The organism is Neisseria sp. CCUG12390 (assembly GCF_047837985.1).
Taxonomy (GTDB): Bacteria; Pseudomonadota; Gammaproteobacteria; order Burkholderiales; family Neisseriaceae; genus Neisseria.
In genome coordinates this window covers 2,033,101-2,055,466 of record NZ_CP181244.1, presented here as the reverse complement: position 1 = coordinate 2,055,466, position 22,366 = coordinate 2,033,101, and the positions used below count along the sequence as shown (strand labels likewise).

22 protein-coding genes and 1 riboswitch are annotated in these 22,366 nt (G+C 53.5%); of the genes, 12 read left to right on the top strand and 10 right to left on the bottom strand.

The window, feature by feature from the left end:
• Positions 1-14: 14 nt before the first annotated feature.
• A complete protein-coding gene (locus ACM67E_RS09455; RefSeq protein WP_416191197.1) occupies positions 15-2,225 on the bottom strand; it encodes a RelA/SpoT family protein in 2,211 nt (736 codons plus the stop codon).
• A 183-nt stretch (positions 2,226-2,408) separates the two neighbouring features.
• On the opposite strand from ACM67E_RS09455, the gene ACM67E_RS09450 reads away from it, so the two are divergent.
• Positions 2,409-3,059: a GrxB family glutaredoxin gene (locus tag ACM67E_RS09450; RefSeq protein WP_416191196.1), complete on the top strand. Its 651-nt coding sequence runs from the start codon at positions 2,409-2,411 to the stop codon at positions 3,057-3,059.
• Positions 3,060-3,176: 117 nt separating this feature from the next.
• Here ACM67E_RS09450 and ACM67E_RS09445 read toward each other — a convergent pair whose 3' ends face one another.
• Together ACM67E_RS09445 and ACM67E_RS09440 are read right to left on the bottom strand one after the other, a co-directional pair.
• Positions 3,177-3,431: a hypothetical protein gene (locus ACM67E_RS09445; RefSeq protein WP_416191195.1), complete on the bottom strand. Its 255-nt coding sequence runs from the start codon at positions 3,429-3,431 to the stop codon at positions 3,177-3,179.
• 388 nt (positions 3,432-3,819) lie between these two features.
• Positions 3,820-4,248, bottom strand: coding sequence for a YMGG-like glycine zipper-containing protein (locus ACM67E_RS09440; RefSeq protein ID WP_416191194.1), 429 nt, complete (start codon positions 4,246-4,248; stop codon positions 3,820-3,822).
• Between the two features lie 375 nt (positions 4,249-4,623).
• Here ACM67E_RS09440 and ACM67E_RS09435 point away from each other — a divergent pair, with 375 nt between their 5' ends.
• Positions 4,624-6,027 carry a DEAD/DEAH box helicase gene (locus tag ACM67E_RS09435; protein ID WP_416191193.1) on the top strand — a complete coding sequence of 468 codons (1,404 nt, stop codon included), beginning with the start codon at positions 4,624-4,626 and terminating at the stop codon, positions 6,025-6,027.
• A 418-nt stretch (positions 6,028-6,445) separates the two neighbouring features.
• Here ACM67E_RS09435 and dnaK read toward each other — a convergent pair whose 3' ends face one another.
• Entirely contained in the window at positions 6,446-8,374 is a 1,929-nt protein-coding gene (gene dnaK, locus ACM67E_RS09430) for a molecular chaperone DnaK (RefSeq protein WP_416191192.1), read from the bottom strand.
• A gap of 301 nt (positions 8,375-8,675) precedes the next feature.
• Positions 8,676-9,236 carry a nucleotide exchange factor GrpE gene (gene grpE / locus ACM67E_RS09425; protein ID WP_416191191.1) on the bottom strand — a complete coding sequence of 187 codons (561 nt, stop codon included), beginning with the start codon at positions 9,234-9,236 and terminating at the stop codon, positions 8,676-8,678.
• Positions 9,237-9,429: 193 nt separating this feature from the next.
• Between grpE and cysE the strand changes: the two genes are divergently transcribed.
• Both cysE and ACM67E_RS09415 read left to right on the top strand, forming a co-directional pair.
• Positions 9,430-10,272, top strand: coding sequence for a serine O-acetyltransferase (gene cysE / locus ACM67E_RS09420; protein WP_416191190.1), 843 nt, complete (start codon positions 9,430-9,432; stop codon positions 10,270-10,272).
• Positions 10,273-10,338: 66 nt separating this feature from the next.
• The gene (locus ACM67E_RS09415; protein ID WP_416191189.1) at positions 10,339-10,632 is read left to right on the top strand and encodes a hypothetical protein; all 294 of its coding nucleotides are present in this window, start codon (positions 10,339-10,341) and stop codon (positions 10,630-10,632) included.
• A gap of 48 nt (positions 10,633-10,680) precedes the next feature.
• On the opposite strand, the gene ACM67E_RS09410 is transcribed toward ACM67E_RS09415, so the two are convergent.
• The gene (locus ACM67E_RS09410) at positions 10,681-11,559 is read right to left on the bottom strand and encodes a lysophospholipid acyltransferase family protein (protein ID WP_416191188.1); all 879 of its coding nucleotides are present in this window, start codon (positions 11,557-11,559) and stop codon (positions 10,681-10,683) included.
• A gap of 146 nt (positions 11,560-11,705) precedes the next feature.
• Positions 11,706-11,815: riboswitch (SAM-I-IV-variant riboswitch) on the top strand.
• Between the two features lie 160 nt (positions 11,816-11,975).
• Between ACM67E_RS09410 and metK the strand changes: the two genes are divergently transcribed.
• The 6 genes from metK (at position 11,976) to ACM67E_RS09380 (ending at position 18,170) form a co-directional block, all read left to right on the top strand.
• Complete coding sequence (gene metK, locus ACM67E_RS09405) at positions 11,976-13,145, top strand: methionine adenosyltransferase (protein ID WP_416191187.1); 1,170 nt, start codon at positions 11,976-11,978, stop codon at positions 13,143-13,145.
• 96 nt (positions 13,146-13,241) lie between these two features.
• Positions 13,242-13,568 carry an accessory factor UbiK family protein gene (locus ACM67E_RS09400; protein WP_416191186.1) on the top strand — a complete coding sequence of 109 codons (327 nt, stop codon included), beginning with the start codon at positions 13,242-13,244 and terminating at the stop codon, positions 13,566-13,568.
• 13 nt (positions 13,569-13,581) lie between these two features.
• The gene (locus ACM67E_RS09395; RefSeq protein WP_416191185.1) at positions 13,582-15,078 is read left to right on the top strand and encodes a YifB family Mg chelatase-like AAA ATPase; all 1,497 of its coding nucleotides are present in this window, start codon (positions 13,582-13,584) and stop codon (positions 15,076-15,078) included.
• 196 nt (positions 15,079-15,274) lie between these two features.
• On the top strand, positions 15,275-16,315 hold the full coding sequence (locus ACM67E_RS09390) for an SPOR domain-containing protein (protein ID WP_416191184.1): 1,041 nt from the start codon (positions 15,275-15,277) through the stop codon (positions 16,313-16,315).
• Positions 16,316-16,324: 9 nt separating this feature from the next.
• Positions 16,325-17,005 carry a thiol:disulfide interchange protein DsbA/DsbL gene (locus ACM67E_RS09385; RefSeq protein WP_416192770.1) on the top strand — a complete coding sequence of 227 codons (681 nt, stop codon included), beginning with the start codon at positions 16,325-16,327 and terminating at the stop codon, positions 17,003-17,005.
• A 340-nt stretch (positions 17,006-17,345) separates the two neighbouring features.
• Complete coding sequence (locus ACM67E_RS09380) at positions 17,346-18,170, top strand: undecaprenyl-diphosphate phosphatase (RefSeq protein WP_416191183.1); 825 nt, start codon at positions 17,346-17,348, stop codon at positions 18,168-18,170.
• A 78-nt stretch (positions 18,171-18,248) separates the two neighbouring features.
• Here ACM67E_RS09380 and ACM67E_RS09375 read toward each other — a convergent pair whose 3' ends face one another.
• The 3 genes from ACM67E_RS09375 to ilvE all read right to left on the bottom strand — a co-directional run bounded on the left by ACM67E_RS09375 (position 18,249) and on the right by ilvE (position 19,935).
• Positions 18,249-18,596 carry a hypothetical protein gene (locus tag ACM67E_RS09375; protein WP_416192769.1) on the bottom strand — a complete coding sequence of 116 codons (348 nt, stop codon included), beginning with the start codon at positions 18,594-18,596 and terminating at the stop codon, positions 18,249-18,251.
• A gap of 12 nt (positions 18,597-18,608) precedes the next feature.
• On the bottom strand, positions 18,609-18,806 hold the full coding sequence (locus ACM67E_RS09370; RefSeq protein ID WP_416191182.1) for a zinc-finger domain-containing protein: 198 nt from the start codon (positions 18,804-18,806) through the stop codon (positions 18,609-18,611).
• Between the two features lie 130 nt (positions 18,807-18,936).
• The gene (gene ilvE / locus ACM67E_RS09365) at positions 18,937-19,935 is read right to left on the bottom strand and encodes a branched-chain-amino-acid transaminase (RefSeq protein ID WP_416191181.1); all 999 of its coding nucleotides are present in this window, start codon (positions 19,933-19,935) and stop codon (positions 18,937-18,939) included.
• Between the two features lie 339 nt (positions 19,936-20,274).
• Here ilvE and ACM67E_RS09360 point away from each other — a divergent pair, with 339 nt between their 5' ends.
• On the top strand, positions 20,275-20,607 hold the full coding sequence (locus tag ACM67E_RS09360) for a LapA family protein (RefSeq protein WP_416191180.1): 333 nt from the start codon (positions 20,275-20,277) through the stop codon (positions 20,605-20,607).
• An 8-nt stretch (positions 20,608-20,615) separates the two neighbouring features.
• Positions 20,616-21,785 (top strand): lipopolysaccharide assembly protein LapB, encoded by a 1,170-nt coding sequence (gene lapB, locus ACM67E_RS09355; protein WP_416191179.1) that lies wholly within the window; start codon positions 20,616-20,618, stop codon positions 21,783-21,785.
• 56 nt (positions 21,786-21,841) lie between these two features.
• Here lapB and ACM67E_RS09350 read toward each other — a convergent pair whose 3' ends face one another.
• Positions 21,842-22,345, bottom strand: a complete 504-nt coding sequence (locus ACM67E_RS09350) for a hypothetical protein (RefSeq protein ID WP_416191178.1) — start codon at positions 22,343-22,345, stop codon at positions 21,842-21,844.
• Between the last annotated feature and the right edge of the window lie 21 nt (positions 22,346-22,366).

Genomic DNA, 22,366 nt, shown 5'->3' with positions numbered 1-22,366 from the left:
CGGCCTGAACGGTTTTACAGACGGGTGACGCTCAATACGCCTTTGACGTCGCTCAGGCTCGCCAAGACGCGCGGCAAATCGCTGACTTGGCGCACTTCCAGCGTAAAGCGCATGCTGGCTTCCAAATCGCGCGATTGGGTCTGCACGGCGGTCACGTTGAGTTTGTGGCGTGCCAGCGCGTCGGAGACATCGCGCAGCAAACCGCCGCGGTCTTGCGCACGGATTTCGATGTCCACCGCAAAGACCTGGCCTTCCTGCAATGCCGCCCAGCTTGCGTTCAGCACTTTATCGGGCGACTGTTCGGCCAAGTGCAGGAACGACGGGCAGGTTTTGCGGTGGACGGAAATGCCGCGCTCGCGGGTCACGAAACCGACAATATCATCGGGCGGTGCGGGTTTGCAGCACTTGGCCAGCGTCGTCATCAGACCGTCTTCGCCGTCGATGAGAATACCGTTTTTGCCGCCTTTCTTGATTTTCGACTGTTTGACGATGGTGGTTTCGTCCACGGGTACCGGCGGCGGTTCGTTGAGCGCGCCGCAGGCTTTCTGAATCGCCCGTGCGGAAATTTCGCCCTGACCGATGGCGGTGTACAAATCGTCGAGTTTCTTGAAGCCGAGTTTTTCCGACAATTCCTGCAGGTTCGGTTTCGGGCTGATTTTCACCAGCTGCTTGTCGAGTTGGGCGCGACCGTCCTCCCTGACCGCGTCGGCGTTTTGCTGGCGGATAAAGGCGCGGATTTTGCTGATGGCTTTGTTCGATTTGACCCAGCCTTCATACAGCCAGTTGACCGACGGATGGCCTTCTTTGGCGGTGATGATTTCCACACGCTGCCCGTTTTCCAATGCGGTGGAGAGCGGCACGATTTGGCCGTCGACTTTCGCGCCGCGGCAGCGGTCGCCGATGCTGCTGTGCAAGGCATAGGCAAAGTCGATGGGCGTAGCCCCCGCGGGCAGCGACAAGACTTTGCCGTGCGGCGTCATCACATAAATCGTGTCTTGGAACAATTCGGTTTTGAACGCCGAAGCCAAGTCTTCCTTGCCGCTTTCGGCCATGTTTTCGCGCCAGTCGAGCAGTTGGCGCAGCCACGCGATTTTCTGTTCGTAAGCCGAATCGCCTTTGCCGCCTTCTTTGTAACGCCAGTGGGCGGCGACACCGAATTCATTAAACTGGTGCATGTCGAACGTGCGTATCTGCACTTCCACACCTTTGTCTTCGGGGCCGACGATGACGGTGTGCAGGCTTTTGTAGCCGTTGCCTTTCGGGTTGGCGATGTAGTCGTCGAATTCGCCCGGAATCGGCTGCCACAGGCTGTGGACAATCCCCAGCGTGGTGTAGCACTCCGGCACGGTATCGACCAGAATCCGCACGGCGCGGATGTCGTAAAGCCCGTCGAAACTGAGCTTTTTCTTTACCATTTTTTTGTAAATGGAGTAGATGTGTTTCGGGCGGCCGGCCACTTCGAAATGCACGTTGTATTTTTTGAGTTCGCCGCTCAGAATATTCAGGAAATTTTCAATGTATTCCAGCCGCTCGGTGCGCTTTTCGTCTAAAAGCTGTGCGATTTCGCGGTATTTTTCCGGCTCTTGGTGGCGGAAGCCCAAATCTTCCAGTTGCCATTTGAGCTGCCACACGCCCAAGCGGTTGGCCAGCGGCGCGAAAATATCCAGTGTTTCTTTGGCCAATGCGCGTTTTTCGGGCGAATCTTCCTGAGAACCGAGAAACTGCATGGTACGCGTGCGCATGGCGAGCTTAATCAGCACCACACGGATGTCAGTCACCATCGCCAGCAGCATTTTGCGCATGGTTTCAGCCTGTTGCGCCCGCTCTTCCGGCGTGGCCAAGCTGTCGACCCTGGCAAACTGGGTCAGCTTCTGCACCTCGTCTATGCCTTTAATCAGCTCGCACACGGTGGCATTGCATTGTTCGGTAACGGTTTCCTGCCAGTTGTCGCAGTAGCTCGAAATGTCGGCCAGAATGGTGGCGGCCACGGCATCGGGCAGCAGATCCATTTCGTTCACCATCTTCGCCGCGCCCATCAGGTTGCTCAAAACCGGTTCGCCGCTGAAGGTCAGGGCATCGTGCGGATAATATTGTTCGGCCAGCTTCAAGGCCGTCTGAAGCAGGGCGGCATCGCTTTCGGACTGTGCGGCCAGATAGGGCGCGAACCAGGCGCGGTATTGGTCGAAATCGGAGGCGATGTTGCTGATGGTGGAGATTCCGTTCATGGCGTAGGAAAAAGTCGGTTACGGAAACGTCATTGTAGCAGGATTGGCAGGTGTGAATAATAGCTGTTGGTACTATGGATAGAATTATTGCGTACATCATTATCAAGGCCGTCTGAAAATGCCGGCCTTGTTTCAGACGGCCTGCGGTGTTAAGGTATCAAGGTTATTTTTCAGGAGCAAACCATGAAACTTTATGTTTACGACCATTGCCCGTTCTGCGTGCGCGCCCGCATGATTTTCGGCTTGCGTGGCCTGCCTTTGGAAACGGAAATTTTAATGAACGACGACGAAGCCACGCCCATCGGCATGATCGGTGCGAAACAGGTGCCGATTCTGCAGAAAGAAGACGGCTCGTTTATGGGCGAAAGTCTCGATATTGTGCGCTATGTCGATGAAGCGGCAGGCAAAGGCCGTCTGAAAGAAGACATCCGCCCCGAGTTGCAGGCTTGGCTGGACAAAGTCGGCGAATACAACAACAAACTGGTTCAGCCGCGCACCGTCAAAATCGGCCTGCCCGAATTTGCCACGGCGGAGGCGGTGAAGTATTTTGTCGATAAAAAGGAAAAAAACATCGGCAGTTTTGAAACCAATCTCAACAAAACCGCGCAATATCTGGAACGCATCCATGCCGATTTGCAGGAACTAGAAGCTTTAATCAGCAAAGAAGGCACGGGTGTGGACGGCGGAGCGTCGATGGAAGATATTTTGCTGTTCCCGATTTTGCGCAACCTGACCGTGGTGCGCGGCATCGAATGGCCGCAAAACGTGATGGATTACCTGATGCGTATGAGCGAGGCGTGCGGCGTGGATTTGTATTTCGACCGTGCGTTGTAGTCTTGTCTTATTATGTCAAAGGCCGTCTGAAAAAATTTCAGACGGCCTTTGTTTTCAAGTTGTTTGCCGACGGTCTTTCAGGGAGTAGAAAAAGTCCGTCAACCTTGATTTGTTTGCTTATTTTGCAGCAGACGCAGGGGCGGCAGCAGGAGCTTGGTTACCGGCTTGACGTTGGAAACCTTTGTCTTTCATACAAGCGTCAAATGCAGCAGTATCGGTAGGTTGGCCGGCACTTTGCTGACATTGTGCAATCGCTTCTTCAAGGCTGACTTGCGGAGCAGCAGCAGGTGCTTCGGTTTCAGCGGTTTTGTTGCTTGAACATGCAGTCAGCAGCAGGGCGGCGGTTGCAACGGAGATAAATAAAGTCTTCATACTGTATATTCCTATGTTTTATTGATGTTTACCGAATCGGGTTCGGTCAAGCAAAAGCAAGTCTGCAAGGTCATTGAGTGCCAAAAGACGGATTTAGTTTCATTTTTTTGGTGTAAAGTTTTTGTCAAGTCAAAACGGTTTCGTTAATGACAAAAATGAAAAATCATCAAACTCAAAAGCTTGTATGGTTAAATTTAATCTGTCATTGCAGCGTAATTTATTAAAAAAGTAATAAAACGAACCGGTATCCGATGGTTTGCAACGGTTCATATTGAAAATATGGCATTTATGCAGCAAGGCCGTCTGAAAATGTTTCAGACGGCCTTGGCAGTTAAAAACAAAATAATTGCAGCTATGCCGGATCGGCCGTTAATCCCCGGCCGGAGAATCAATCATCGTCATCGTCATCATAGCGGCTTCGACGGTAACGGCGATCGTCATCATCATCGTCATCTTCGTAACGGCTGTGGCGTCTGCGGTCGTCGTCATCGTCGTCATAACGGCCGTAGCGGCGGTCGTCATCGTCATAGCGTCTGCGGCCGTCATAATAGTCGTTGTCGCTGTAATCAATGACATCGGCTTTGCGGTTGCGGTGGTAAGAATAAGCCGCACCCGCCAAACCACCGGCTGCGGCGCCGATCAACGCGCCTTTCTTCCTGTCTTTACTCACCAATCCGCCGACAACTGCACCTGTGGCCGCGCCGATGGCAGTGGATTTTGCCGTGCTGGTACGTCTGCCGTCTTCGGCTTGGCCGACCGACGGCATCATCAGTGCGCTGCTCACCAGCGTGGCAAGCACTATGTTTTTAATCTTCATTTTCAAGCTCCTTCATCAAAGGGTTCCTATATTCTACCGATAAATGAGCGGGTTATAGGAAAAGGTAATTTAACACGAAACCGCTTGCCGGATACAGGCATCGGGATAAAATCTGTTTATCCGAAAAGGTTTTCATGTGAATGACGGCGGGCTGTCCAAACATATTTCCCTGCCGGCAAGTCCGTCGTCGGGAGCTTCATTTTTTCAGACGGCCTGCCCGATAAGCAGGTGGGAGCAGGGCGTATTTTATGGCATAATCCGTTTTCCTTCCTTTTTTCCGGCCGCAGACATTGTGCGTTGCGGTTTCAACACATTATCACGATTGCCGATTTCAGACGGCCTCTGTCAGGCCGTCTGAAACAGAAAGACAAGTTTATGAATCCATTTGCAACCTTGGGCTTGGGCAACGAAATCGTTTCCGCCCTGACCGAGCAGGGTTACGAGAACCCGACGCCGATTCAGTCCGCCGCGATTCCGAAAGCCTTGGCCGGACACGATTTGCTGGCCGCCGCCCAAACCGGTACGGGTAAAACCGCCGCCTTTATGCTGCCGAGTTTGGAGCGTTTGAAACGCTACGCCACCGCCAGCACCTCGCCCGCCATGCACCCCGTGCGTATGTTGGTGTTGACACCCACCCGCGAGCTGGCCGACCAAATCGACCAAAACGTGCAGGGCTACATCAAAAACCTGCCGCTGCGCCATACCGTTTTGTTCGGCGGCGTGAACATGGACAAACAGACCGCCGATTTGCGCGCCGGCTGCGAAATCGTCGTGGCAACGGTCGGCCGCCTGCTCGACCATGTGAAGCAGAAAAACATCAATTTGGGCAAAGTCGAAATCGTGGTGCTCGACGAAGCCGACCGCATGCTGGATATGGGTTTCATCGACGACATCCGCAAAATCATGCAGATGCTGCCCAAGCAGCGTCAGACTTTGCTGTTTTCCGCCACGTTTTCGCCGCCCATCCGCAAGCTGGCGCAAGACTTTATGAACGCGCCCGAGTTGGTGGAAGTGGCAGCGCAAAACACCACCAACGCCAATGTCGAGCAGCACATCATTGCGGTGGACGCCATTCAAAAACGCAACCTTTTGGAACGCCTGATTGTCGATTTGGATATGAACCAAGTCATCGTGTTCTGCAAAACCAAGCAGAGCGTCGATCAGGTAACGCGCGATTTGGTGCGCCGCAACATTGCCGCCCAGTCGATTCACGGCGACAAATCCCAGCAAACCCGTCTGGAGACGCTCAACGCGTTCAAAGAAGGCAGTCTGCGCGTATTGGTGGCGACCGATGTGGCCGCGCGCGGTTTGGACATCGCCGAGCTGCCTTTTGTCATCAACTACGAGCTGCCGACGCAGGCCGAAGACTATGTGCACCGCATCGGCCGTACTGGCCGCGCAGGTGCCGACGGCGTGGCGATTTCGCTGATGGACAAAACCGAACAGAAAATGTTCGAAGCCATCAAAGAATTGACCGGCAACGATTTGAAAGTGGAGCGTATCGAAGGTTTCGAGCCGCTGTGGTGGGGCAGCGACGAGGCTTCCCGAACCGAACGCAGGCCGTCTGAAAACCGCAGCCGAGGCGGTGAGCGGAACGAACGCAGCCCGCGCAGCGAACGGTATCAGCGCAACGCCCGCAGCGATCGTGCCGAAAAAACGCGTGCCGACAGAAACGATCCCGGTGTCGCGTGCGGCAGAATCGCCGGCCGCCGCCGCAGCCGTTTCGAACGCCAACCGTGCGCGCTGCTGCAACCGAATTTCGGTTTGGATACCGAATAAAAAAACAACCGCTTGCCGATAAAGGCAGGCGGTTTTCTTTATGGCAAAGGCCGTCTGAAAAAGTTTTCAGACGGCCTTTTGATTGGGCTGAGATTTTTGTAAAACTTAAAATCCGTCATTGTTGTTGGGCTCAGAACCCAATAATTCAGTCGTGGAGGTTTAGTATATTTTGCTGATGCAGTCTATTCCGCCTATAAGCGTAGTGTGGGCATTTGCTATCCACGCAATTTAATATGACTTCCTGTATTGATTAAAGTCACATGCCGTCTGAACAATCCTGGTTTTCAGACGGTATGTCCAAATTGTTCCGCGTATGCATAAATGCACACTCTGCGCTTGCTGGCAGACAATAAAACAGGCCGTCTGAAATTTTTCAGACGGCCTGTTCAACAATCAATGATTGGATTTAAAGTCGCAATTATTTCTTGTCGTCTTTCACTTCTTCAAAGTCGGCGTCAACGACATCGTCGTCTTTCTTGGACGAACCGTCTTGAGCCGCGCCTTCACCGGCCTGTGCTTCGGCTTGCGCTTGGGCGTAAACCATTTCGCCCAGTTTTTGGCTGGCTGTACCCAAGGCTTCGGCTTTGGCGTCGATATCGGCTTTGTCTTCGCCTTTGACGGCTTCTTCGGCGGCTTTCAAAGCGTCTTCGATTTTGGCTTTTTCATCGGCTTCCAGTTTGTCGCCATAGTCGGCCAAAGATTTTTTCACTGAGTGAATCAGGGCTTCGGCTTGGTTGCGCGAGGCCACCAGTTCGGTCAGTTTTTTGTCTTCTTCGGCATTGGCTTCCGCGTCTTTCACCATGCGTTCGATTTCTTCCTCGCTCAAACCTGAAGAACCTTGGATGGTGATGTTCGCGGCTTTGCCGGTGCCTTTGTCTTTGGCGGAAACGTGCAGGATACCGTTGGCATCAATGTCGAAAGTGACTTCGATTTGCGGCATACCGCGCGGTGCCGGAGCGATGTCGCCCAAGTTAAACTGACCCAGTGATTTGTTGGCAGAAGCGCGTTCACGCTCGCCTTGTAGCACATGGATGGTTACGGCCGACTGGTTGTCTTCGGCAGTCGAGAACACTTGCGACGCTTTGGTCGGAATGGTGGTGTTCTTCTGAATCAGCTTGGTCATCACGCCGCCCATGGTTTCGATACCCAAAGACAACGGGGTCACGTCGAGCAGCAGTACGTCGCTGCGGCCGCCGCCCAATACTTCGCCCTGAATCGCTGCGCCCACGGCCACGGCTTCGTCGGGGTTCACGTCTTTGCGCGGTGCTTTGCCGAAGAATTTTTCCACTTCTTCCTGCACTTTAGGCATACGGGTTTGGCCGCCGACCAAAATCACGTCGTCGATTTGGCTTGCGCTCAAGCCTGCGTCTTGCAGGGCGACGCGGCAAGGTTCGATGGAACGTTTAATCAGGTCTTCCACCAAAGATTCGAATTTGGCGCGGGTCAGTTTCAACACCAAGTGTTTCGGACCGGACGCGTCCATCGTGATGTACGGCAGGTTGATTTCGGTCTGCTGGCCGCTCGACAACTCGATTTTGGCTTTTTCGGCAGCTTCTTTTACGCGCTGCATTGCCATCGGGTCGCCTTTCAAATCAATGCCTTGTTCTTTTTTGAATTCGTCGATGATGAAGTCGATGATGCGTTGATCGAAGTCTTCGCCGCCCAAGAAGGTGTCGCCGTTGGTGGCCAAAACTTCAAACTGTTTGTCGCCGTCCACATCGGCGATTTCGATGATGGAGATATCGAACGTACCGCCGCCCAAGTCGTACACGGCTACTTTGCGGTCGCCGCCGGACACTTTGTCCATACCGAATGCCAAAGCTGCGGCAGTCGGCTCGTTGATGATGCGTTTTACGTCCAAACCGGCGATGCGGCCTGCGTCTTTGGTGGCTTGGCGTTGGCTGTCGTTGAAGTAGGCCGGAACGGTAATCACGGCTTCGGTCACTTTTTCGCCCAAGTAGGCTTCGGCGGCCTCTTTCATTTTGCGCAACACTTCGGCGGAAACCTGCGGCGGAGACAACTCTTTGCCTTGCGCTTTCACCCATGCGTCGCCGTTGGACGATTTGATGATTTCAAACGGCATGGTTTCGATGTCGCGCTGTACTTCTTTGTCTTCGAATTTGTGGCCGATTAAGCGTTTGGCCGCGTAGATGGTGTTTTTCGCGTTGGTAACGGCTTGGCGTTTGGCGGGTGCGCCGACCAATACTTCGTTGCCGTCGAGATAGGCCACTACCGATGGGGTAGTGCGCGCGCCTTCGGCGTTTTCAATGACTTTGATTTGACCGTTTTCAGAGATGGATACGCAAGAGTTGGTTGTACCCAAGTCGATACCGATTACTTTTGCCATAGTGTGATAGCTCCTCAAAAATTAAATTGGATTACTGATTAATGAATGGGTTTGAACCTGTCGTTCAGATGGCTTGTAGATAAGGATATCCGATATTTTTTCAAGACATGGAATCAAATTTTTTTATTATTTAATTCAAGTGCTTGATTTATTTATCCACAGGCCGTCTGAAATTCGGGAATATTTTTCAGACGGCCTTGTCGTCAGATGAATGATTTTCCGATAACGCAGGTGCGTTTCCGGTTTTCGGATAAGGCCGTCTGAAAATTTTATGCTTGATAAACTTTACCAAGCGGTGCTTTCAATCTTCTTTTTTCGCCACAACCACCATCGCGGGGCGCAGTACGCGGTCGGACAGGGAATAGCCTTTTTTCATCACATTGACGATGGTGTTCGGCTCTTGCTCACTGACTACGGTCTGCACGGCCTGGTGCTGGTGCGGATCGAGTTTGTCGCCCACGGCAGGATTGATTTCTTTGATTTGGGTGGCGTCGAACGCTTTTTGCAGCTCGTTCAACGTCATCTGTACGCCCATTTTCAAGGCTTCGAAATTGCCGCTTTGGTCAAGCAGGGCCATTTCCAGATAATCTTTGACCGGCAGCATTTCGGCGGCGAATTTCTGGCCGGCGAATTTGTGGGTGGCCGCGATTTCTTCCTGATGGCGGCGGCGCAGGTTTTGCTCGTTGGCCAGACCGCGGAGCTGTTCGTCTTTCAGACGGCCTTCCAGTTCTTCGATGCGCGCCTGCAAGTCTTCGACGGTCGGTTCGGCCTGCGCCTCGGCTTCGGCGGTTTCCGCCGCTTCGGTTTCCGCTTCTGCGGCTTCTAATTTTTCCTCTTCAACGGCTTGGTTTTGTTCGGTCATTTCCTATGTCCTTTTAAACTGGGATTCACTCGATAAAACCGCATATAAGGCCGTCTGAAAAGATTTCAAGGGAATAACCTTGAAATAAGTAAGAGAATTTCCGTTTATAAACTTATCTGCCAATCGGCTATGATAAATCCAATGAAAACGGTAAGATAACGGCTTCATCAGTTTTCAGACGGCCTTTACCACCATGAAAAAAATCCTGTCCGCCTCCCCGAAAAAAGACCACCTCAACACCCCGGGTTTCGATTTGTGGAACGCGATTCTCGAAGAAACCTATGCCGCCGCCAATGCCGAACCCATGCTGGCCAGCTTCCTGCACCAAACCGTGCTGCGCCATGATTCGCTGGACGCAGTATTGGCGTTCCACCTGTCGAGCAAACTCGGCAGCCCGATTATGGACGTGCGCGCGTTGAACGAAATCTGTCTGCAGGCTTTGGCCGACGACCGCAGCATTATCGCCAGCGTGCAAGAAGATTTGCAGGCGATTTACGAGCGCGACCCCGCGTGCGACGAATATTCGCTGCCGCTGCTGTATTTCAAAGGTTTCCACGCGATTCAGGCGCACCGCATCAACCATTGGCTCTACAACAACGGCCGCAAAACCTTGGCCTATTTCCTGCAAAACCGCATGTCGGAAGTGTTCGGCGTCGATATTCATCCGGCCGCCCGTTTCGGCCACGGCCTGATGCTCGACCACGCCACCGGTTTTGTGGCGGGCGAAACCGCCGTGTTGGGCAACAATATTTCCATCCTGCACGGCGTCACGCTGGGCGGCTCGGGCAAAGAATGCGGCGACCGCCACCCGAAAGTTTCAGACGGCGTGATGATTGGCGCGAACGCTTCGATTTTGGGCAACATCCGCATCGGTGAAAACGCCAAAATCGGCGCGGGCAGCGTGGTGGTGGCCGATGTGCCCTCGTCGATTACCGTTGTCGGCGTACCGGCCAAGCCCGTCGGCCGCTCGTCCAAAGTGCCGTCGCAGGATATGAACCAGCATATCGAATTGTCGGGTACGGATTTTGTGATTTGACGGATAAAGCAGCCTTGAAAAAGTACGATTTTCTTTGTAAGGCAAACTTAAGGGATACTTAAGAAAATGAAACCGCTCAAATCAGATGCCGTAAAACTGGGTCAGGTTGTGGATGAGATTCTTTGGCGGGTTTGGGATCCGATCGGAATCAATGACGAAACAAATTGCCGTGACGAATATCAACGCTATGCGCATGTAGTGGCCGGTATGCTTCGGCGTGGTGCAGGCGAGAAAGAAATCGCGGCATATTTGTCGAAAGTCGAAACCACGGCAATGGGTTTAAGCGGTACCGATAACCGGCATACCAGGCAGGCGGCAAGCGAAATCTGTGCGGCTTACGGGCGATTGAAGCTATTCTGAATGATGGAAAAAGGCCGTCTGAAAACCTGTTTTTCAGACGGCCTTTTGTCATTCATATGGCGGTTCCGGCGCGCCCGCCGGCTGCTTGTAGCGGTTGTACATAAACAGATACTGCGTCGGGAAACGCCGTATCCAATATTCCACGTTTTGATTGATGATGCGTGCGTCGTGGGCTTTGTCGCCGTTGAGTTCGCCTTGCAGCGGTTCGATGTGCAGCGCGAAGCCTTGTCCGTCGCTCAGGCGTTCGCCGACGAAAAACAGGGCTTTTACGCCGTTGACTTGCGCGAGTTTGCCCGCCAGCGTCATGGTGTAGGCAGGGCGGCCGAAGAAATCGACCCACACGCCGTCGCCGCCTTCCTCGGGCGCGGGTACATGGTCGGGCAGAACGATGGTGGCTTCGCCGCCGCGCAGGGCTTTGATGACCTGCTTCACGCCCTGAATGCTGGTCGGCGCGGTTTTGCCTTTGCCGCGCACGCGTCCGGCCTGCATGACCGCGTCCATCGCTTTGAGTTTCGGCGGTTTGTACATGGCGGTCAGCGCGAACGGCAGCTGCTGGCTGATGTAGCGTCCGGCCAAGTCGTAGCTGCCGATGTGCGGCGTGATGAAGAGCAAGCCTTGACGGTTGTCTAAGGCCGTCTGAACGTGTTCCCAGCCGTTGATTTGTTTGAACAGCGTTTCGATTTCCTCAGGCCGTCTGAAAAAGGCGACGGGCAGTTCCAGTCCACCTTTGGCGGTTTCGCGGAACACGGTCCGAATCATTTCGTCGTCGGGCTGCAAACCGGCCTGCGTCATGTTGGCGCGCACGCGTTCGCGGTCTTTTGTCAAAAAATAAAACGCAATGCCGCCGAAAAAATTGCCCAGCATATGAAGAAGCGGCAGCGGCAGGGCGGCGAAGCATTTGAAGAGTAGGATGAGCAGGGTTTGCATGGTTCGGAAGCGTAAAGATATTGACCGAATTGTAATGGAAATCGGCAAAGGCGCATAATCATTCCTGCAAAGGGCAGGCCGTCTGAAAAAACGCCGCATATTCAGGCGGCAAACCTTGCCATGCCGCCGCATATTTGCTATGATTCGCGCTGCATTAAGAGTTGGGTATTCCATGCCAACCTGCTTTTCAAGACGAAAGGTAAGGTGGACGGTCGCAAGACCGATGTGGCTCGCCAGAGCAATAACCGAACCCGCTTAATGCGGGAATTTTTTTGTCCGTACCAACCGAATTCCCGTTGTCCGAATAAGAGAAATTTGTTCGGCAGAACAAAGACGCTGAAGCCGGCGCAATTGAAACCATGTTTGAAGGCCGTCTGAAAATAAAGTCAGGCTGCTGTTTTTAAAGAAAGAACGAAATGAGCGAATACCTGTTTACCTCCGAATCCGTATCCGAAGGCCATCCCGACAAAGTGGCCGACCAGATTTCCGATGCGGTTTTGGATGCGATTTTAGAACAAGACCCGACCGCACGCGTGGCGGCGGAAACTTTGGTGGCCACCGATTTGTGCGTTTTGGCCGGCGAAATCACCACCACCGCCCAAGTCGATTACGAACAAGTGGCGCGCGCCACCGTAAAACGTATCGGCTATAACAATCCCGAGTGGGGCTTTGCCGCCGATACATTCAAATTGGTGCTGAACTACGGCCAGCAGTCGCCCGACATCGCCCAAGGCGTGAACGAGGGTGAGGGCATCGATTTGAACCAGGGGGCGGGCGACCAAGGCTTGATGTTCGGCTATGCGTGCGACGAAACCCCTGTTTTAATGCCGTTTGCGATTTACTACAGCCACCGCCTGATGCAGCGTCAGAGCGAATTGCGCAAAGACGGCCGTCTGCCGTGGCTGCGTCCCGATGCGAAAGCACAATTGACCTGCGTGTACGACAGCGAAACCGGCAAAGTGAAGCGCATCGATACCGTCGTTTTATCCACCCAGCACGACCCTGAAATCAGCCATGAAGACTTGAGTCAGGCGGTCATCAAACACATCATCAAGCCCGTGTTGCCGCCTGAACTGCTGACCGATGACACCAAATACCTGATTAACCCGACCGGCAACTTCGTCATCGGCGGTCCGCAAGGCGACTGCGGTCTGACCGGCCGTAAAATCATCGTCGATACCTACGGCGGCGCGGCTCCGCACGGCGGCGGCGCGTTCTCCGGCAAAGATCCGAGCAAGGTTGACCGCTCCGCCGCTTATGCCTGCCGCTATGTGGCGAAAAACATCGTGGCCGCCGGTTTGGCGACACAATGCCAAATCCAAGTGTCTTACGCCATCGGCGTGGCCGAGCCGACCTCGATTTCCATCGATACCTTCGGTACCGGCAAACTCAACGAAGCCGATTTGATCAAGCTGGTGCGCGAACATTTCGACCTGCGCCCGAAAGGCATCGTGCAAATGCTCGATTTGCTGCACCCGCGTTACAGCAAAACCGCCGCCTATGGCCATTTCGGCCGCGAAGAACCTGAATTTACTTGGGAACGTACCGACAAAGCGGCCGCATTGAAAGCCGCCGCAGGCCTGTAAACGCCGTTATCCGAGGCCGTCTGAAACTTAGGTTTTCAGACGGCCTTTTCTCTTATACAATAGCCGCATTATTTTCTGATGGAAAAGGAACCTGTCATGTTCGGTAAAAACCTGTTTGAAGAAGTGACCTCAAAATTGAGCGAAACCATTGCCAACAGTCCGGCCAAAGACGTCGAGAAAAACGTCAAAGCCATGCTCGGCAGCGCGTTTAACCGCATGGATTTGGTGACCCGCGAAGAATTCGACATCCAACAGCAGGTGTTGATTAAAACCCGCACCAAACTGGTCGAACTGGAAGCGCGCTTGGCCAAGCTGGAAGCCGCGCAAAATCCTGCCGCTGCGGAAGAAGCCGTAGTGGAAGCGTCTGCCGCCAAAGTAGAGGCAGCCGTAGAATCCGTTACCAAAGCAGACACCGCCGAATAAGGCCGTCTGAAACATGTCGCTCGCTTTGGTTTACAGCCGCGCCTTAAGCGGCATGAATGCGCCGTTGGTCGAGGTGGAAGCCCATCTTGCCAACGGTTTGCCGCATTTCAACATCGTCGGCCTGCCCGATACCGAAGTGAAGGAAAGCCGCGACCGCGTGCGCGCGGCGATTATCCAGAGCGGCTTTGATTTTCCCGCGAAAAAAATCACCGTCAACCTTGCCCCGGCCGATTTGCCCAAAGAATCCGGCCGTTTCGATTTGCCGATTGCACTCGGTATTTTGGCGGCTTCGGGGCAGGTTTCGGCGGAGAAACTGGCGCAATACGAATTTGCCGGCGAGCTGGCTCTGTCGGGTCTGCTGCGTCCCGTGCGCGGTGCGTTGGCGATGGCATGGCAGGGAATGCAGGCAGGGCGCGCGTTTGTGCTGCCGTCTGAAAATGCCGCGCAAGCCGCCGTGATGAAAGGCATTACGGTTTACGGTGCGCAATCATTGGGCGAAGTGGCGGCGCATTTGAACGCGGTCGAACCTTTGGCGCAAACCGAATGTCCTAATATCGGCAGGCCGTCTGAAAATCCGAACCTGCCCGATTTGAGCGATGTCAAAGGCCAGCATACCGCACGTCTGGCTTTGGAAATCGCCGCCGCTGGCGGACACAGCCTGTTGATGATGGGGCCGCCGGGCACGGGCAAATCCATGCTGTCGCAACGCCTGCCCGGCATTCTGCCCCCGCTGACCGAAGACGAATTGGTCGAAGTATGGGCATTGCGTTCGCTGCTGCCGAACCATCAGCAGGAATTGAGTTACGGGCGGCCGTTCCGTTCGCCCCACCACAGCGCGAGTCCGGCGGCGATGGTCGGCGGCGGCTCCGATCCGCGCCCGGGCGAAATTTCGCTGGCGCACCACGGCGTATTGTTTTTGGACGAGTTGCCCGAGTTTGACCGGAAAGTTTTGGAAGTGTTGCGCGAACCGTTGGAAAACGGTGAAATCCATATTTCGCGGGCGGCGCGGCAGGCGGTGTATCCGGCCAAATTCCAGTTGGTTGCCGCGATGAACCCGTGTCCGTGCGGCTATCTCGGCCATCCGAGCAAGCCCTGCCGCTGTACGCCCGAAAGCGTGGCGCGCTACCGCAGCAAAATTTCAGGGCCTCTGCTTGACCGTATCGATTTGACGATTGAAGTGCCGAGCCTGTCGGCGGCGGAACTGATGCAGCAGCAGGCGGGCGAACCCAGCGCGGATGTGCTGCGGCGTGTGATGGCCGCACGGGACAAACAATATGCGCGGCAAGGCAAGGTCAATGCGGCCTTGAGCGTTACCGAATTGGACGGCGCGGCCAACATCAGCAGGGAAGCGCGCGATGCCTTGGGCGCGATGCTGGAAAAATTATCGCTTTCGGCGCGCAGTTTCCACCGCATTATGCGCGTGGCAAGGACGCTGGCGGATTTGGCCGGCGATGAGGAAGTCGGACGCGGACATGTACTGAAGGCCATCGGTTTCCGCAGGGCATTGTAGATATTTGAAGATTCACGGTAATCAAACGGGCAAACTATTTTCAGACGGCACGGTCGAACGGATGGAACGTAAACCGGCGCAGGCATGATGTGTTTTGCCGAATATAAGAGATGTTGATAGAATGTCCTATCTGAATAGCGGACGGCGGTTCAGAGTAATGGAATGCTTTGAGGCCGTCTGAAAACAAAGGTAAGTTATGAAAAAACAGACACAACATGGTAAAGGTATTGCCGGTTTTATTTCGGGGTTGCTCTTGGCGACCGCTGTAATTGTCGGTATTTTGTTTTTCCTGAACAAAGGCGATCAAAACCAATTCAAAGAACTGAGCAAGCCGGAGCAAACTTCCGAACCGGAAGTTTTGCAGCCGTCTGCCGCGCCCAAACCGGTAGAAGAGCCGGCGGCTCCGCCAGCATCGGAGCCGGATGATGCCGTAAGCGGCGACAAAGCGGCGAGCGAGCCGGAGACCATCCCGACACAAGAAACGCCGTCTGAACCAAAAGCACCGCAGGCCGATGATGACAAGCCTACTGCTCCGCCGGTAGCCGTATCTCCTCCGACGCCGAAAGCGCCGAGCGAGTCTAAGGTAACGGATGAGACCCAGGATGACCGTGATGCAGCCGAACGTGAGGCGCAAAAGCGTGAAGAGCAGGCAGCGGCAGATAAAGCGGCGGCTCAAAAACAGGCTGACGAAGCCAAACGCCAAGCGGAAGCCAAAAAACGTGCGGAAAAGGCGAAAGCCGATAAAGCTAAGGCAGACAAAGTTGCTGCCGACAAAAAAGCAGCCGAGTTGAAAGCCAAGCAGAAAGCAGATAGTGAGCGTAAAGCAGCGGATAAGAAAGCCGATGGCAAAAAAGAAGCCGAGCGTAAATCCGCCAAACCGACACCTGAACAAATCCTGAACAGCGGAAGCATCGAAAAAGCGCGCAAAGCAGCTAACGATGAGGCGAAAAAAGCAGCCGGTTCGTCAGCCAAGTCCGACAGCAAAGCCACTGCACCGAAATCATCCGGTAAAAAAGTGATTGTACAGATGGGTTCGTATGCCGACCGTGCGTCTGCCGATTCGCAACGTGCCAAACTGGCGATGATGGGTGTGCAGGCCCGCGTAGTGGAAGGTTCGGCCAACGGCAAAAACGTTTACCGTTTGCAAAGCGGCAGCCTGACGCAAGATGCTGCCCGAAATATGCAGCAGACCTTGAAGAAAAACGGTGTCAACAGCTTTACCCGCTCGGCTCAATAAGGAATCATGATGATGTTGAAATTATTTTCCGCACTGACGGTATTGTCACTGGCCGGTCTGGTTCATGCTGCTACGGAAGGCACGGACTACAAAGTGCTGCCCAAACCGATTCCGCAAATTCAGACGGACAAGGTGGAAGTATTGGAGTTTTTCGGCTATTTCTGCGTGCATTGCCATCATCTGGATCCGGTGTTGCTGAAACACAGCCGATCATTTGCCAAAGACACCTATCTGCGTACCGAGCATGTGGTGTGGCAGCCGGAAATGTTCGGCTTGGCACGCGTAGCGGCAGCAGTAAACAGCTCAGGGGTGAAGTACCAAGCCAATCCTACGGTGTTTAAGGCGGTGTATGAGCAAAAAATCAATTTGGCCGACAGTGCGACATTCAAGCAATGGGTAGCCGCGCAAAAAGGTTTCGACGGCAAAAAATTGATTGCGGCTTATGATTCTGCAGCGAATCTCAACCAAGCGAAGAAAATGCAGGACTTAACCGAAACTTACCGCATCGAGAGCACGCCTACGGTGATTGTCGGCGGAAAATACGAAGTTTTGTTCAACGGTGATTATCAAAACGGGATGAAAACCATTGACGAATTGATTACCAAAGTGCGTACCGAACGCGGACTGAAGCAGACAGGCAGCCGTATCAAAAGCAAAGGTGGGGCATTGGCAAAATCAGCCAACCACTGATTTTTGTAATGATTGTTGCCAGCCTGAATGAGGCAGCCGATAGGCTGCCTTTATTTTTCCGGCAGGCAGAATCATTATTTTCTTAACGGAGGGTTCGGAATCGGATGAAACCAATCAGGACAAACGTTGTCGTAAGCAATGGCTGGGCAAGTATGACGAACTTTGTAATAATTGTAATAATCGCCCCCTGATTTGTCGGTATAAAAAGATCGATTAAGTGATGCCTTAACATTTTAGAATTTAAAGATTTGTAGGATTTTAATTTGGCTTTCCCAAGTCTTTGTATTGATAGGGAAATATATCTGATGTATGATATAAAAAGCTGCCTGAAAGAGATTTGATGGATATTTTATTGCTGTTAAAAGCCCTGATTTTGGGCATTGTCGAAGGTCTGACCGAGTTTTTGCCGATTTCGAGCACCGGCCATTTGATTGTGGTCGGCGATTTGCTGAATTTCCACAGCAACGGCAAAGTGTTTGAAATTGCCATTCAATTGGGTGCGGTATTGGCGGTGATTTTCGAATACCGCCAACGTTTCGGCAACATCATCCGCGGCATCGGCAAAGAGCGTGCAGCCAACCGCTTTGTGCTGAACTTGGCCGTGGCGTTTGTGCCGGCTGCGGTGGTCGGCGTATTATTCAGCTCGGAAATCAAACAGTATCTGTTTAACCCGATTACCGTAGCCACTATGCTGGTATTGGGCGGTTTTTTTATTTTGTGGGTGGAGAAGCGTCAGCAAAGCCGTGTGCCGAAAGTAACGAATGTTGACGACATGCGCCCGATTGACGCGTTTGTGGTCGGTTGTGCGCAGATTTGTGCATTGGTGCCGGGGACTTCGCGTTCGGGCAGCACCATCATGGGCGGTATGCTGTGGGGATTGGAGCGCAAAGTCGCCACCGAATTTTCGTTCTTTTTGGCCGTGCCGATGATGGTTGCGGCAACTTCCTACGATATTTTGAAACACTACAAACTTTTCACCCTGCAAGACATCGGCTTGATTGCCGTCGGTTTTGTCGCCGCATTCTTGGCCGGTCTGCTTGCCGTGAAAGCCCTGTTGAAATTTGTGGCGACGAAAAACTATGTGCCGTTTGCCTATTACCGCATCGTCTTCGGCGGTTTGATTCTGCTGACTTGGGCGATGGGTTGGGTGAAGTGGGCTGAATAATCCCTTGATTCGGTTTTTAAGACAAAGGCCGTCTGAAAGTATCAATAAACTTTCAGACGGCCTTTTATTCGGATAGCGTTATTCGATGATTTCGGTGAACACAATCGGTTTGCCGCGGCGGGTCAGGGTGGCGAAACCGTCCTGCACATGCCAGCGGGTGGACAGGTTGCTGTATTCCACGCCTTTGGCCCATGATTGGATCTGCTTCAGGCTTTCGACCGTATTGCCCTGATGAAGCTCGACCGTCATCGGGCTGTTGCTGTTGATATAGACAGCCGTAATGCGCTGGCCGTTGGCGGCTTCATAGTTAACGGAATAAGTTTCCGCTTCGGCGACTACCGGCGTCGGCGCGGAAGGGCGTACGGCTTTGTACGAACCGCACGCGGTGCAAAGTGCCACGAGAAGCAAAAGGGCGGTGTGTCGGATCATAAGCTCTGTTTAATAGTGATGATGGGGGATTTCGCCGTCCAAATGATAGCGGGTGCTGCAATAAGGGCATTCGATGTCGCTGTCGGACTGAATCGGCAGGAAAACGCGCGGGTGGCCGTTCCAGCTTTCGTTTTCAGGGCCGGAGCAGTGCAGCGGCAAATCTTGCGGCGTGATGCGGATAACGGGATTATCGGCGGTGTGTTTCATGGCAATTCCTTTGCGGTTTGCCGTTTATTGTACGATATAAGCGCGGTTTTGTGCAGAATCGGGAAGCAAAAGACCGTCTGAAAACATTGAATCAGCTTTCAGACGGCCTTTAAATTCATGGCTCAATATATCAGCACACTTCGACCAGCCAGCCGTGCTTGTCTTCGGCCAAGCCGTATTGGATGTCGGTGATGGCTTTGCGGATGGCGATGCCGCGCTCTTGGTTTTGCACTTGGATTTCTTGTCCGCCGATAACGAACGACGTAACCGGAGAAATCACGGCGGCCGTGCCGGTCAGAATCGCTTCCGCGCCGTTTTCAATCATGGCTTTCAGTTCGTCCACGGTAAAGTTACGCTCGCTGATTTTGTAGCCCAAGTCTTTGGCGACGGTCAACACGGAATCGCGGGTAACGCCGTGCAGGAATTCGTCGGTCAGCGGTTTGGTCACCAATTCGTCGCCGTTGATGACGATGAAGTTGGACGCGCCGGTTTCCTGAACGTCTCCTTTCGGGCAGAACAGAACCTGCGCCGCGCCGTGTTCTTCTTTCGCTTTCAACACCCACGGCATGGCCGAGGCGTAATTGCCGCCGCATTTGACGCGTCCCATGTGCGGTGCGCAGCGGATGTGTTCGGTTTCCACCAGGATTTTGACCGGCGAACCCAGTTTGAAGTAATCGCCCACCGGCGAAGCCAAAATATACAGCAGGGCGGTTTGCGACGGTGCGCCGGCTTTGCCGATAACCGGGTCGGTGCCGATTAAGGTCGGGCGCAGGTATAAAGAAGCGGGCGCATCGGGAATCTCGTCGGTGGCGCGTTTGACCAGTTCGATTAAAGCGTCCAGATAAGCTTCGGTTTCAGGCTTGGGCAAATGCAGGATTTCTGCGCTTTGCTGCATACGCGCGATGTTGGCGGTCGGGCGGAACATCACGATTTTGCCGTCGGCCTGACGGAAGGCTTTCAAGCCCTCGAAGCATTCGCTGCCGTAATGCAGGGCGTGTGCGCCCGGGGCGATGGTCAAATCGCTTGAAGCCTGCCAACGGGTCGGCTGCCATTGGCCGTCTGAAAATTCGATAACCGGCATTTCGGCATGGAATACGCTGCCGAAAACGGCTGGAACGGGTCTGCTCATGATGTTGGCCTTTCTTATTCTTAAAAACAGGATTTATCGGAAATCAAAGATTGAACGATACGCCTGTCGATATGGTTTTGGCAAGTAGGAAAAACGTATTTTTCTCTACGCGTCGCAAGGAGAAAATGTCGGAAAGGCCGAACAGTCGGGCAAAGCGGTAAAAACACGTTTTACGGATTGTCAGCAATACGGCGGACGGAACAGGCCGTCTGAAAACGAATCCGCGAACGTTTCCGCTGCCGCCGCGTCCTATCCTAAACCCGATAAATCGTTTAAACTTACGCACGGATATTTTCAGACGGCCTGACCGTGTACAGGGCTGCATGAACGGAGACTCTAATGAAGATTGTTTACCTGATTATTAAAATTCTGATTCTGCTGGTGTTCTTATTGCTGGCAGTCAGCAATACCCAAGTGGTGTCGTTTTTCTACCTGCCCGGGCAAAGCGTAGAACTGCCGCTGATTGTGGTCTTGTTCGGCGCGTTTGTCATCGGTATCCTGTTCGGGATATTCGCACTGTTCGGCCGTCTGCTCGGTTTGCGCAGCGAAGCCAACCGCCTGCGTGCCGAAGTGAAAAAACACGGCCGCATGACCGAGCAGGATATTCAGAAAGCCACGCCGTCCGCACTGGCCGTTACCCCGGCGGCGAACACCGACCTGATGCAGAAATAAGGATACTCATGGATAACGAATTATGGGTCATCCTGCTGCCGATTGTCCTGTTGCCGGTGTTTTTCGCGATGGGTTGGTTTGCCGCACGGGTGGACATGAAAACCGTGTTGAAACAGGCCAAAAGCATTCCGGCCGGTTTCTATAAAAGCTTGGACGCGCTGGTTGACCGCAACAACGGCCGCGCCGCACGCGAGTTGGCCGAAGTGGTCGACCAGCAGCCGCAGTCTTATGATTTGAACCTGACGCTGGGCAAGCTCTACCGCCAGCGCGGCGAAAACGACAAAGCCATCAATATGCACCAAGCCCTGCTCGAATCGCCCGATACGGTGAAGGAAAAGCGTGAGCGCGTGTTGTTCGAATTGGCGCAAAACTACCAAAGCGCGGGTTTGGTCGACCGCGCGGAACAAATCTTTCTGGGTTTGCTTGAAGGCGATATGGCGCGCGAAGCCCGCCACCGCCTGATGAGCATTTACCAGCAAGACCGCGACTGGGCGAAAGCCATCGAAATGGCGCAGCTATTGAGCCACAATGAGCAGACGTATCAGTTTGAAATTGCACAGTTTTATTGTGAAATCGCACAGGGCGCGCTGTTTAAGTCCAACTTCGACGTGGCGCGTTACAACGTGCAGAAAGCCTTGGAAGCAAACAAAAAATGCACCCGCGCCAATATGATTTTGGGCGACATCGAATCCAAGCAGGGCAATTTTGCCGCAGCGGTCGAGGCTTACGGCGCGATTGAGCAGCAAAACCACTCCTACCTGAGCATGGTCGGCGAGAAAATGTACGAAGCCTATGCCGCACAAGGCCGGCAGGAAGAAGGCTTGAACCGCTTGACCGGCTACATGAAAACCTTCCCCGATTTGGACTTGATCAACGTCATCTACGAAAAAGCCCTGCTGCTCAAAGGAGAAGCAGAAGCCGCGCAACTGGCGGTGGACTTGGTTCGGCAGAAACCCGATTTAAGCGGCGTTTACCGCTTGCTCGGTTTGAAACTGAGCGACATGCCGGCCGAATGGAAAGCCGATGCCGACATGATGCGCGCCGTGATTGGCCGCCAGCTGCAAAAAAGCGTGATGTACCGCTGCCGCAACTGCCATTTCAAATCGCAGGTGTTTTTCTGGCACTGTCCCGCGTGTAATAAGTGGGAGACGTTCACGCCGAACCGGATTGAAGTGTAATCGGATTTGAATGCAAACGAACAGGCCGTCTGAATATTTTCAGACGGCCTTTGTTTTCATTTCGGGGACAAGCGTTTTATCAGCAGACCGATCAATAAGGATAAAGCGGAGACGGCCAAAATTATCCGTATTGATTTGATGACACGGTCTTTCTCGAAACTGCCGTACTCGTCGGTACTCAGCAGACGGTTGGTATAGCCGGTGGCGGAATGGGTGTAATGGATGGTTTTGATGATTGCGGTATCGGGGCTTTGCTTGACAAAGACGACACGGCGCGCGTCGGTCGGCGGATCGGTCAGGTATTGCGGACACATGTCGTCGCCCAAGCAGGGCGCGTAGATTTTTTGTCCGTCCGCACGGGAAACAATCAGTCGGGTTTCCGACGATCTGAGTGCGCGTACCGCTTTCAGCGTAACGTTTTCCCACACGGTTTCTTCACCATTGCTGCGGTAAAACAAAGTGCCGGAGAAGACGATGACGAAGAGTAGGGCGATGGGGAATGTGATGGCCGATATGGTGAAACAGAGTTTGGCGCAACGGTTGTAGAAGGTTGGATTCATAGAACGAATCTTTCACGATAT